Raw genomic sequence first — 11,553 nt, 5'->3', positions numbered from 1 at the left:
CCGGCAAGGATTCGATCCCACTCCTAAAGCGGGTGTCGCAGGTTCGAATCCTGCCGGGGGCACAGCACAGCAGCAGGCCGGAGGCCCTGTCGTCCGAGTGGGCGGCAGGGCCTCCGGCCTAAAGGTTGAAGGCCCGTGCGGCGTCGGCAGGGGAAGCAGTGCTCCGTTCTCCTGGGTGGGGATCCTTCCGGTCTTCGCCCACGGAGTCCCGCGCCGCGCCCGGGCCGACCGGTACCGGCACCTGCTTCGTCGCCGGATTTCCGGGGCGTTCCGGACTCTTCTTCGCCGGGTTCGACCCGGTCTTCTTCTTCTGCCCGCCTGCCAACAGCTGCTCGCAGTAGCCCGGTACGGCCTCTCGGCTGCCCGCCGCCTCCGCAAGCCGGCTTGTCGCCGCATTTCTGGGCGCCTTGTGCCGCCCTTCTGCTGCCGCCAGGTAGGCGCGGCAGTGCGCGACGGTGTCCTGGGCTGTGTCCGGGCGCTCCCCGGAGGGCTTTTGCGAGGTCGGCGGAGAGGGGCGCGGCGGGCGCTGTGGTGCCCGGCCCCAGCGCCCGTCACGAACTGACTCCTCGGCCGCGCCGGGTGCCGTAGGCGCGTTCTGCCCGGGCTTCGGATCCGCGCCACCGCCGAACGGCAGCGAGATGGCACCGCCCCCGGCCGCTACCGCGACCCCGCCGAGCGCCGCCGCCATGACGACACCCGCCAGCAGCGCCTTGAGCGACCGTGCCCGGCGACGCTCATCGGCAGGCCGCCAGTCATCCCGTCCGCGCCGCCACCACAACGGCGCCGCGTGCCTTCCATCCTCATGCGACGTGCGGAAGGCACGGAGCGCCTTCTCCTCCGCGGCCGGGCTGAGGGTGCCGGGGCGGCTCGCCGCGTCGAACAGCGCCTCCAGCTCGGGAGGACGGGGGTCTTGCCGTTCGGGGTTCATGTCTCATCCTTCGGCGTGCGCTGTGCCCCAGGCGTCACACTGCTCGCTCCAGCCCGGGTGATTTTCCCCGCCAGCCCTTTCAGTCCCCGGTATGCCGCGGTGCGAACGGCCCCGGGGCGCTTGCCCAGCACCCGCGCGCTCGCCGGCCCGTCGAGCCCGACGACCACGCGCAGCAGTACGGCCTCTGCCTGGTCGCGCGGCAGACTGCCGATCAGCTGAAGGGCCTGTTCAGTGGAGAGTTTTTCCAGGGCCGCGGCGGCCGTGTCGTGTCCGCCCGGCATGTCCAGCGTGCCCGGTTCCAGCGATGACGTACGTGGTCTCCGTTTCTGCCTGCGCAGATGGTCCAGAGCACGGTGCCGGGCGATCGTCGCCGTCCAACCCCGGAAACCCGCCCCGTCACCACGGAAGCGACCCAGGTCGCGCGAGATCTCCAGCCAGGCTTCGGAGGCCACGTCCTCGGCGTCGTCACCGACCAGCCCTCGCACGTAGCCGATCAGGCCCGGCTGCACCAGCCGATAGGCGATCGCGAACCCTTCCTCGTCCCCCTGCTGAGCTCGCTCAACCGCAGCGCCGAGCTGCGCGTCATACGCCCCCACACTTGCCTCTCCGTACAAAGGACGGTCCAACCCGTCCCTTTCATCTCTGCGCTCGAAGGCGTGGAAGCGTCACTTGAGAAGCGTCCCCATCCGCGAGTGGTCCTCGGGGAGGCGACCCGGCCGGCCCGGTCCGCCCATGGGCGCCGTACGGCGGAGCTACCGAGGCCCAAGGCCCCGCACCTGGATGGTTCGGGGCCTTGGGCGGGAGGCTCAGGGCTACTTGAGGATCGTCACCGTTGCCCGGGCCGTCGCGGCAATGTGCCGCCCGTCGCCCTTGTAGGTCGCGGTGTAGGTGAGGTCACCTGTCGCGCGCGGGCGTTCCGTGAGGGTGAACTCGCCCGTCGACGTGGATACGGGGAAGGTGCCGACCGGAGTGCCGGTCGGGTGTTCCGTGTCCGTGCGCGTCACTTCCACCGTCGTGCCGGCGGGGAAGGGCTCCGCTGCCGACAGCTGTCCGGTGACGGTCAGCTCCTTGCCCCTGGAGGAGGTTGCGGGGGCCTGGAGGCTGAGGGTGGTGTCCAGCTTGCCCGCGTCCGGGAGGACGTGGAGCGTGGGGGCGCTGCCGTAGGAGAAGCCGGTGATCGCGAAGAGGCGGTTCTCGTCCGGGGCCCAGGCGAGGCCGTCGCGCTGGAGGTCGTTCACGGCGTACTCGTGGAACGCCGGCCAGGTCTGGCCCGGACGGTAGGTCTTCACGAAGTCGCCCTCGGCGCCCGTCGCCACTGTTCCGTCGGTCGCCACGGCCACCGCGTTCGGGAACTGCCAGCTTGAGTAGGAGCCGTTCGACGACAGGTCCGACAGGCGGACTACCTGGTGGTCGGACGGGTTGTTCGCCGCGACGACGATGTTCTGGCCGTCCGCCGTCACCGCGAAGTCGTTGAGGTACGAGACCGAAGGCGACGCGCTGAATGAGCGCTCGGCGCGCTTCTGCAGGCTGCCGGCCGCCGTGTCGTAAACCGCCAGGGAGGCCGGGCTGACGCCCTCCTCGCCCGCCACCAGGACGTTCGGGTCGGCAGGGGACGAGGTCAGGGCGGGGGCGTAGTACCAGTACCGCCCGCTCGGGACGGGTGTCGCCGTCGGGGCCGAAGAGGCCACGTCCAGCGAGCCGATGCCGCCGGTGCTGCCGACCGTGTAGCCGAACCACAGCTTGCCGCCCGCCATCGCCAGGTTCTGGGGCGAGGTGTCCGCTCCGGTCGGATGGCGGTCGGTCTCGGTGAGGGTGGCGGTGTCGATCTCGGCGATCGCGCCGACCGTGGACAGGGCCACGAACAGTTTGGTGGAGTCCGCCGAGAGGACGAGGCCCGAGGCCCCCTCCTCGCCGATGATCTGCTGGACGACCCTGCCCTCGTAGTCGGTGACGACGATGCTGCCACCTGTCGGATCGCTGACGAACACCCGATCGTGCACCCCGTCGACGACGATGTCCCGGAACGAGGCACTGGGCAGCGCCACGCTCGTCTCCTCGGCCGCGGCCGTACCTGCCCCCGCCCCCGTCAGGGGCAGGGAGCCGATCAGTGCCGCGGCCAACGTGACGGCGGTGCGTTTATGGATGCGCAAGTGAACAGACCTCCTCGGATCGGGACGGCCGCTTTCGACCTCCCGGTACAAGAGCGCTGGGCGGTGGACATGTGTCACTGGGCAGCTCGCCGACACCTCCCCGCGTCGCTGTATCGCCCCCTGCGGCCACACCGGTGTCTGCCTGTACTGGTTGGACGTATTGCTGGGTCGGCCGTCCATCGCGGTGCTGCGGACGTACGGGGCGATCGCATCGGCTGCACGGGCAAGGATCACCCACGAGCCCAACCCGGGCTGTCTGCCCCTGCCTTGGGCCGCGCGTCGCCTTTCCGGACCGGCTTTGAGGGGTGAGGTGCGTTTCCGCCCCGAGACCGCTTAGCCTCTGCTGGTCCGCCCGGCCTCGGGCGGGACGAGGGAGGGTGTTCATGCAGCGGCGGAGAGCGGGCAGCGGACTGAGGGTCGCGGCCTGGGTGCTGGTGCCACTCGGGCTGCTCCTGGCGGTGGGGGGCATCGGGTACTTCTTCACGCACTACCAAGGAGTCACCGTCATGAGCGAGGCGATGGAGCCGACGTACCACCAGGGCGAGCGGCTGATCATCGAGGACATCGACACGGACGAGGTCCACAGGGGCGATGTCGTACTCGTCGGGGTGCCCAGCCGCTACCAGGGCCGTCCGGTCCTGCAGCGGGTCCTCGGGATGGGCGGCGATCACGTGGTCTGGGACGGAGTCCGGATGACGGTGAACGGGAAGCCGGTCGACGAACCGTATGTCATGGGCGGCGAGGTGAACCCGGCAACCGGACCGTACGACGTGCGGGTGCCGGACGGGCGGTTGTTCCTGCTGGGCGACAACCGAGGCAACGCGAACGACTCGCGCTTCTTCCTCGACGAGCAATCGGGCAGCGTCTCGGCCTCCGGGGTGCTCGGGCGAGTGCAGGGTCTCGCTGTGCCGGCGGCTTCGGGGGCACTCGGAGCCCTTGGGGTCTTGCTGGCACTCGTCGGGACCGGCTTGGGGATCGGGGGATACGTCGCCGGGCGGAGCGCCCGGCGGCCGCTCGCGGCTGTGCCGCCGTGGCCCGCGGCCCGGTGAGGCACCAGCTGTTCCGGGGGTCCGGCCTGGTCGCCGGGAGCGCGTGCGGCGGCGTTCCGGGCGGCCTGCCCCCAGGAGCGCGTGCGGCGGCGTTCCTGCCGGTCTCCGGGCCTCGGCGACGGCCGGGAAGATCCCCTCGGCCGTTGCGGGCCGCGAGCCCTCCACTTTCGTGCGTGCGCGGGCAGTCGGGCATGTGCCCTCATGCGGCCGTACTGCCACCTTGGCCGGCCTCCCGTGGATCCCCGCGAGGCCGCGTCGGGCCGCCGTCGCTCCGCGGCTGCCGTTCACAGATGAGGTGATCGAGCTCCAGTCGCTCGTAGCACTCATCGCACCGGTAGGTACCGTCGACCAGGCGGTACACGTCCTCACTCGGGTGCCCTCGTTCGCATTCTGCGCATAAGCGTTCCAGAGGTGACGTCATGTGGCCGACTGTCGGGTCATGACGAAATGTTCGGAAAGGTTGCTTACGGGGTCGCACCGGTGCGCCGGGGCAGCTCACCGGCAGAGAGGACTCAGAGGCGTCGCCCAGCCTCCCGCGTACCACTTCAGCGGCATCTCGGAGGGACTGGGCAGGTCAATGCAGGTCAATGGGCGGCGTCAGCATTCCGGGTTCCTCGCCGATGGCGCGCTCCCAACGCTCAGCACCACGCACGCCGAGGCCGGCCCGTACGGGTTATTGACGTGTCATCGCCAAACGTGGCTTGATGAACGGTGCGCGGTGTGGGAGCGCTCCCACGCCGCCAGTACCCGCACTCCCGCTTCCGCCCCACTTCGGGAAGGACACCCCGTGCGCAGCAGACACCGTCCCCGTCTCGCCGCTTTCCTGGCCGCCCTGTTCGTCCTGGCCGCCGGTTCAGGTCTGGTCGGCGCCCCGTCCGCCACCGCCGCCGCCGACTCCGCCGGCCCGGTACGGATCATGCCGCTCGGCGACTCCATCACCGGCTCCCCCGGCTGCTGGCGATCCGTCCTCTGGGATCAGCTGCAGAACGCCGGTTACACCGACATCGACTTCGTCGGCACCCTGAACGCCCAGAGCTGCGCCCTCACGCACGACGCCGACAACGAGGGCCACGGCGGCTTCCTCGCCACCGCCACCGCCGACCAGAACCTGCTGCCCGGGTGGCTGGCGGCGACCGCGCCGGACATCGTGGTGATGCACTTCGGGACCAACGACGTCTGGAGCAGCATCGCGCCGGACACCCTTCTGGCCGCGTACACCAAGCTGGTCGGCCAGATGCGGGCCGCCAACCCGGCGATGAAGGTGCTGGTCGCTCAAATCATCCCGGTCAACCCGAGCAGCTGCGCCGAGTGCGCCACTCGTACGGTCGCCTTCAACGAGCGCGTTCCGGCCTGGGCCCGAGGCATCACCACCGCGCAGTCGCCGGTCACCGTCGTCGACCAGTGGACGGGCTTCGACACGGCCACCGACACCTACGACGGCGTCCACCCCAACGCCTCCGGCGACGCGAAGATGGCGGCCCGTTGGTACCCGGCGCTGTCGGCCCTGCTCACCCCGGGAGGCCCGGTGGACCCCGAGGAGCCCGGGAGCGAGGGCTGTTCGGCGGCCTTCCGGACGGTGTCGGCGTGGCAGGGCGGCTACCAGGGCGAGGTGACGGTCACCAACACCTCGGCCACGAAGCCGACTTCCTCCTGGGCGGTGACCCTCGGACTCCCGGCGGGCAGCCGGCTCACCCAGGTCTGGAACGGCGCGCCGACCGGGACGACGGTGCGCGACGCCGGGTGGAACGGCACGCTGACGGCGGGGGCGAGCACCACGTTCGGCTTCCTCGCGAGTACGTCGGAGGCGGCGGGCACGCCTGCTCCGACGGCCTCGTGTGCGGCGTCCTGATCCCCGGCCCCTGGCAAGGGCCGGGTGCCCTGCCGTCCGGGTGGGCGGCAGGGCACCCGACTGTGCGGAGCTGTGTGGAGCCCGTACGGCGGTGCCTACGGTCTGTGGGTCACCCAGAGCATTTCCGCCGGCCAGCGGTGTGCCCAGTCGGGCGGGTCCGTCCGGTTGTAGCCGTTGGCCGCTTCGGGTTCCGGCCGCGGCTCGATGAGGTCGTCGATGACGAGACCCGCGCCGCACAGGACCTTGATCCAGCCGCCGTAGGTGAGTTGGTAGCTGACCGCGTCCTGATCCTCGGCGATGGCGTCCAGCCCGAAGTAGTCCTGCTGCAGCGTCGTGGTTGCGTGGCCGGCGGCTTCGTCGTAGCAGGCTTCGAACCATGGGCTGGCGACGTTGAACACCAGACGCCCGCCGCGGCGCAGCACGCGTGCGGCCTGCGGGACGGCCAGGCGCGGGGGTGCCCAGCTGAGCCCGCCGTAGTCGCAGAACACCACGTCGAAGCTGTCGTCGGCGAAGGGGAGTTGTTCGGCCGCGCCCTGCACCAGCGGGTAGCGGGCCGCTCCCATCGCGCGGGCCGCCGCGGCGAGCTGGGCTTCGGACAGATCGATCCCGACCACGGTGGCGCCTTCCGCGGCGAGCGCCCTGGACCACTGGCCCGCGCCGCAGCCGAGTTCGAGAACGCGCTTGCCGGTCACGTCTCCCAGGGCGCGCAGGTGCGTGTCGGGGATGGCGTACGTGCCCCACAGCCGGGGCGTCGCGCCGATCCGCGGGTCGTGCTTCTGCTGGTAGGCGCTGCTGATCCGGTTCCAGAACCGCCGGTTGGCAGGGATGCTGTCCACGCGCCGAGCCAAGCACTGCCTGCCGGGGCGGTCAACACGATTGCGCGGCGACCGGGAGGGCTCTCACCGGTTCACGGGTGTCCTGCCCGGGACCGGACAGCCACGGAGCGGGCCTTGGCCCGCGCCCCCTCGGACCGGGTCAACGGCCCTTGTTCCTCGGGTGGTTGCGGGCCATCCGTTCGTTGCCGAACTTGTACGCGCCCGTCCAGCGGGCCATCACGGCCTGGGCGTCTCCCGACTCCGCCTCGGCCAGGAACTTGGCCGCCCGGTCGCCGCGCAGTGTGGTGGCCTTGCGGTCGCGGTGGGTGATGACGACGGTCCCGTCGGCGTGGGAGGCGTAGCTGAATCCGGAGGGTGCCGGCATGGCGGACCTGCTTTCGTAATTTCGTAGCCGTAGCTTCTCGCGCGTTCTGTTCGTTCTGTTCGTTCTGTTCGTTCTGTCGTTCTGTTCCGTTATGCCTGCTCAGCTCAGCTCCGTTCCGGGACGTGATCGCGCCGTCCGGCCGGCGGTCACCTCAGCGGCATGAAGCCCTCAGCTGTGCCGCCGCATGATGCGCGCCCACCAACTGCGTGCTGCCCCAGTCCCGGCCCCGGTCGATCAGCTGGACCGCGAAGGTGTCGCCCTTGACCGGGTAGCTGTTCACGTCGACCGCGCTGCCCCGGTGCACGGTCTGGCGTACGGCGAAGCCCGTGTACGCCGAGTCGGCGTCGAAGGGGTCGGAGAGCACCCGGTACACCGTGGGGTTTCCGGCGACGTCCTGGTCCCGGTCCGAGCGCGGGACGAAGACGGTCAGGGCGCACTCCCGGAAGCCGGCCCCCAGGTGCCAGGACCAGGTGGCGGTGGAGCCCCGGTCCTCGTCCGGGCTGCCGGACATCGGGACGGCGCTGAACCGGCCGTCGCACGAACTGCCCCGGAACCCGCCCGAGTCGACCGTGTACCAGCCCGCGTCCCCGTTCTCGAAGCGCCCGTACTCGCGGTACTCCCCCGTCGAGCAGCCGGGGCCCGCCCACTCCGTGAAGCGGTAGCCGGGCCGGGCCGACGCGGCCGGAGGCGTGGCGGGAGAGGAAGGGGAAGGGGAAGGAGGGAAGGAAGGGGACGACGCCGCGTACACACTGTGCGTGCTGCTGGGCAGAACCGGCGTGCACGACGCGGTGCTGGCGGCGGAAGAGCACCTCGCGTCCGGGGCCTGAGGGCTGTCTTGCCAGGATGACCGGGGCCCAAGGGCTGTCCCGCGATTCCGGGGGGCAGCCCTTGGGCCCCGGTCATCCTGGCAAGACAGCCCTCAGGCCCCGGACGCGAGGTGCTCTTCCGCCGCCAGCACCGCGTCGTGCACGCCGGTTCTGCCCAGCAGCACGCACAGTGTGTACGCGGCGTCGTCCAGTGCCTGCCGCGCCCGCATGTCGGACGGAGCGTCGGTCAACCGGGACTGACGGCCGCGGAACTCCGCCAGGACCTCGGCGGTCCGGGCGCGGCTCGGCATCAGCCCGATGTACGCGGCCCGGGGCGGCAGGGCACGAGCCTCCGCCACCGCCCGGTGCAGCGCCCGCTCGACACGCGCCGGCATGGCGACGCCCCGGGAGTCGGCGGCCATGGCGGCGGCCACCTCCGCCGAGGTGACACCCGCCGCCTGCGCCGCCGCGCCGAGTACCCGCCCTGCGTCCCGCGCCGAGCACGGAATCGCCGCCATGATGGTGCCGACCGCCCACGCGGCCCTGGGCTCGTCGATGGGGGCCTGCGCTGCGGGAGCCGCCACGTCGGACGAGGCGTTCCTCCCGCCGGGCTCGGAGTTGCGCGGAATGCGGGCAGACATCATCAGGGCCGTTTCTCGACGAGGCGACGGAGAAGTTCCGCGACGGGCGGGTTCCGCGAAGGAGGTTCGCGACGGACGGGTTCCGCGGCGGACGGTTCCGCGACGGAGGTTCGCTCCGGAGGGGTTCCGCGATGACCGGGAAGGGGGACACGCCCGTCTTCGCCCGCCCCCCGTGTGCTTATTTCCGAAACATGACACCCGGAGAAGGACTGCGCCCGTGGACCACGCCGCTCGGGTGACCCTCACCCTTCCCGGCCCGGGCGGCACCGTCGACAGCCGCAGCTCCGTGCGCGGGACGAGGAATGCGCGGTGTACGGGGCGCGGCCCGGGTGCGGCGGGGTGACGGCCGTGTACACAGTTGCTGGGGAGGCCCGGCGGTCGGGCCGCACCGGCGGGAGAGGTCCACGGCGGCGTTCGGGAGGGACGGTGGGCGTTTTCCCTTCGCCTCCGGCGCCCCCACCCGAGCGGACGACGGGTCGCAGTCGGGGCCCCCTGTCAGCCTCCCTCACCACGCAAGGAGCCTTCGATGCCGGCCCTCGGAACGACGATGCCGGTGACCGGCGCGCCCTGCTGGGTGAGCCTGGTGACGCCCGACCCTCACGTGGCCAGGTCGTTCTACTCGCGGGTGATGGGGTGGGAGTTCCGCGAGAGTTCCCTCGGACGCGACTTCTCGCTCGCCGTGGCGGACGGCGAGCCGGTCACGGGCCTGGGCCACTGCCACGGTCCTGGCCTCGCCGCCCGCTGGACGCCGTACTTCGCGGTGACGGACGCCGACGAGACCGCGGACCGGGTCAGGGAACGGGGGGCCACACTCGCCGTCGGGCCCACACGCCTGGGCGGAGGGCGCGCCGCCCTCGCGGCAGACCGCGACGGGGCCGCCTTCGGCTTCTGGGAGGGCCCGGTCCTGGCCTGGACCGTGGGGCGGGGCAGCGCTCCGGCGCGCCTGGACCTCATGACACGTCATGCCTTCGAGGCGGCCATGTTCTACGCCGGGATCTTCGACTGGGCGAAGCCGAGCGGCGGCTGCACGGTGGACTACGCGCAGGACCACGTCATGGTGCAGGTGGCCGGACACACCGTCGCCACCTTGCGCGGCGGTGGCGTCGAGTCGGCCCCGGATCCGAAGATGCGGCCGCGATGGGTGGTGGACTTCCACGTGGAGGACAGCCGGGCGACCGCGGCGGCGGCCGATGCGGCCGGCGGGCAGTCCGCGCCGGCCCCTCCCCCGCTCGGCTGCTCGCCGGACACCTACGTCATCCGAGATCCCGGCGGCGCCCTGTTCACCGTCTCGGGGGCCGGCGGTCCCTGACGCCGGGGCCCGCCGAGCGGCGAGGGCCGGTGAGCCGCCCGTTGGATCAGTGGCTGGTGAGTTCGCCGGAGAGCTTTCCGTGGAGCTGAGCGCTGGAATCGTCGAGGCCGATGATCTCGACGGTCTTGCCGCGCTGGGCGTACTTCGTCTCGATGGCGTCGAGTGCGGCCACGGAGGAGGCGTCCCAGATGTGGGCGGCGGAGAGATCGATGACGACGCGCTGGGGGTCGCCCGCGTAGTCGAACCGGCCGACAAGATCGTTGGAGAAGGCGAAGAACAGCTCGCCGTTCACGGAGTAGACCACTGAGCCGCCGTCGGGGTCGGTGACCGCCGTGACGTCGGCGAGGCGGGCTACGCGCCGGGCGAAGACGACCATCGCGGTGACGGTGCCGACGACGACGCCGATGGCGAGGTTGTGGGTGGCGACGACCACGATCACGGTGATGACCATGACGGCGATCTCACCCGCGGGCATCCGCCCGAGCGTCTTCGGCGCGATGGAGTGCCAGTCGAAGGTCGCGAACGACACCATGACCATGACGGCGACCAGGGCGGCCATGGGAATGTCGGACACCACCGGGCCGAAGACGATGCACAGCACCATCAGGAAGGAACCGGCGAGGAACGTGGACAGCCGGGTGCGGGCGCCCGAGACCTTCACGTTGATCATCGTCTGGCCGATCATCGCGCAGCCGCCCATGCCGCCGAAGAACCCGGTGACGATGTTGGCGATGCCCTGCCCGATGGACTCGCGGGTCTTGGAGGAGTGGGTGTCGGTGATGTCGTCGACCAGCTTCGCGGTCATCAGCGACTCCATCAGCCCGACCAGTGCCATGGCGAAGGCGTAGGGGGCGATCGTCGTCAGGGTGTCGAGGGTGAAAGGAACGTCCGGCAGCCCCGGCACCGGCAGCGAGGACGGCAGGTCCCCCTTGTCCCCCACGGTCGGCACGGCGATCCCCGCCGCGAGCGTGATCACCGTGAGGATCACGATGGAGACCAGTGGGGCCGGAATCACCCGGGTGATCTTCGGGAAGAACACCATCAGCGCCAGGCCGCCGATGATCAGCGGGTACACGGCCCAGGGCACGTCGTGCATCTCGGGCACCTGCGCCATGAAGATCAGGATCGCCAGTGCGTTGACGAACCCGACCATCACCGAACGCGGCACGAACCGCATCAGCTTCGCCACGCCAAGGGCCCCGAGCACGATCTGGAAGACCCCCGCCAGGATGACGGCGGCGATCAGATAACCCAGACCGTGCTCACGATTCAGCGGAGCGATCACGAGGGCGACGGCGCCGGTGGCGGCCGAGATCATGGCACGGCGCCCGCCGACGACCGAGATGACCACCGCCATGGTGAACGAGGCGAACAGGCCGATCGCCGGGTCGACGCCCGCGATGATCGAGAAGGAGATGGCCTCGGGGATCAGCGCGAGCCCGACCACCAGCCCGGCCAGGATCTCGGTACGCCAGACCTTCGGGTCGGACAGCCAGTCGGGCTTCAGGCCGCGCAGCACAGCGGCGGGCGTCATGACGGAGGAAGACAAGGAGGTGAGAACCTGTCGTGCTCGGGCAGACCCCGTCGGCGGGCCGGGCGATGGGCAGGGTGAGGGTCAGCG

11 protein-coding genes and 1 pseudogene are annotated in these 11,553 nt (G+C 71.1%); 4 read left to right on the top strand and 8 right to left on the bottom strand.

The genetic code is table 11. The features are described 5' to 3' along the window. Positions 1-118: 118 nt before the first annotated feature. The 3 genes from EAO72_RS08725 to EAO72_RS08715 all read right to left on the bottom strand — a co-directional run bounded on the left by EAO72_RS08725 (position 119) and on the right by EAO72_RS08715 (position 3,078). A complete protein-coding gene (locus tag EAO72_RS08725) occupies positions 119-928 on the bottom strand; it encodes a hypothetical protein (RefSeq protein WP_148016674.1) in 810 nt (269 codons plus the stop codon). Beyond that, a complete protein-coding gene (locus tag EAO72_RS08720) occupies positions 925-1,524 on the bottom strand; it encodes an RNA polymerase sigma factor (RefSeq protein WP_148016673.1) in 600 nt (199 codons plus the stop codon). Before EAO72_RS08720 ends, EAO72_RS08725 begins: the two co-directional genes overlap by 4 nt. 216 nt (positions 1,525-1,740) lie before the next feature. After that, the gene (locus tag EAO72_RS08715; protein ID WP_148016672.1) at positions 1,741-3,078 is read right to left on the bottom strand and encodes a YncE family protein; all 1,338 of its coding nucleotides are present in this window, start codon (positions 3,076-3,078) and stop codon (positions 1,741-1,743) included. A gap of 383 nt (positions 3,079-3,461) precedes the next feature. Here EAO72_RS08715 and lepB point away from each other — a divergent pair, with 383 nt between their 5' ends. Next, a complete protein-coding gene (gene lepB, locus EAO72_RS08710) occupies positions 3,462-4,127 on the top strand; it encodes a signal peptidase I (protein WP_148016671.1) in 666 nt (221 codons plus the stop codon). A 787-nt stretch (positions 4,128-4,914) separates the two neighbouring features. After that, positions 4,915-5,976: a GDSL-type esterase/lipase family protein gene (locus tag EAO72_RS08705; protein ID WP_261991374.1), complete on the top strand. Its 1,062-nt coding sequence runs from the start codon at positions 4,915-4,917 to the stop codon at positions 5,974-5,976. 95 nt (positions 5,977-6,071) lie between these two features. Here the strand turns inward: EAO72_RS08705 and EAO72_RS08700 are convergent, their stop codons facing one another. The 3 genes and pseudogenes from EAO72_RS08700 to EAO72_RS08690 form a co-directional block, all read right to left on the bottom strand. Continuing rightward, entirely contained in the window at positions 6,072-6,812 is a 741-nt protein-coding gene (locus tag EAO72_RS08700) for a class I SAM-dependent methyltransferase (protein WP_148016670.1), read from the bottom strand. Between the two features lie 139 nt (positions 6,813-6,951). Continuing rightward, positions 6,952-7,176, bottom strand: coding sequence for a hypothetical protein (locus EAO72_RS08695; protein ID WP_148016669.1), 225 nt, complete (start codon positions 7,174-7,176; stop codon positions 6,952-6,954). Positions 7,177-7,327: 151 nt separating this feature from the next. Continuing rightward, a pseudogene (locus tag EAO72_RS08690) lies at positions 7,328-7,840 on the bottom strand (adhesin); the annotation flags it as partial. Positions 7,841-7,865: 25 nt separating this feature from the next. Between EAO72_RS08690 and EAO72_RS43765 the strand changes: the two are divergent. Beyond that, entirely contained in the window at positions 7,866-8,003 is a 138-nt protein-coding gene (locus tag EAO72_RS43765) for a DUF5133 domain-containing protein (RefSeq protein WP_148016668.1), read from the top strand. Between the two features lie 92 nt (positions 8,004-8,095). Here the strand turns inward: EAO72_RS43765 and EAO72_RS41845 are convergent, their stop codons facing one another. Beyond that, on the bottom strand, positions 8,096-8,626 hold the full coding sequence (locus EAO72_RS41845) for a DUF5133 domain-containing protein (protein WP_187284976.1): 531 nt from the start codon (positions 8,624-8,626) through the stop codon (positions 8,096-8,098). A 523-nt stretch (positions 8,627-9,149) separates the two neighbouring features. On the opposite strand from EAO72_RS41845, the gene EAO72_RS08675 reads away from it, so the two are divergent. Beyond that, complete coding sequence (locus EAO72_RS08675) at positions 9,150-9,932, top strand: VOC family protein (protein ID WP_148016667.1); 783 nt, start codon at positions 9,150-9,152, stop codon at positions 9,930-9,932. 46 nt (positions 9,933-9,978) lie between these two features. Here EAO72_RS08675 and EAO72_RS08670 read toward each other — a convergent pair whose 3' ends face one another. Further along, positions 9,979-11,466, bottom strand: coding sequence for a SulP family inorganic anion transporter (locus EAO72_RS08670; protein WP_148016666.1), 1,488 nt, complete (start codon positions 11,464-11,466; stop codon positions 9,979-9,981). Positions 11,467-11,553 lie beyond the last annotated feature (87 nt).

The sequence above is a fragment of the Streptomyces sp. OR43 genome (genome assembly GCF_008042275.1).
Classification (GTDB): domain Bacteria; phylum Actinomycetota; class Actinomycetes; order Streptomycetales; family Streptomycetaceae; genus Streptomyces.
The sequence above is the reverse complement of the archived record's forward strand: the minus strand, read 5'-3'. Positions and strand labels throughout refer to the sequence as shown.

Coding starts and splice junctions, on each gene's coding strand:
- EAO72_RS08725 (WP_148016674.1), bottom strand. CDS start 928: ATGAACCCCGAACGGCAAGACCCCCGTCCTCCCGAGCTGGAGGCGCTG.
- lepB (WP_148016671.1), top strand. CDS start 3,462: ATGCAGCGGCGGAGAGCGGGCAGCGGACTGAGGGTCGCGGCCTGGGTG.
- EAO72_RS08695 (WP_148016669.1), bottom strand. CDS start 7,176: ATGCCGGCACCCTCCGGATTCAGCTACGCCTCCCACGCCGACGGGACC.
- EAO72_RS41845 (WP_187284976.1), bottom strand. CDS start 8,626: ATGATGTCTGCCCGCATTCCGCGCAACTCCGAGCCCGGCGGGAGGAAC.
- EAO72_RS08675 (WP_148016667.1), top strand. CDS start 9,150: ATGCCGGCCCTCGGAACGACGATGCCGGTGACCGGCGCGCCCTGCTGG.
- EAO72_RS08670 (WP_148016666.1), bottom strand. CDS start 11,466: ATGACGCCCGCCGCTGTGCTGCGCGGCCTGAAGCCCGACTGGCTGTCC.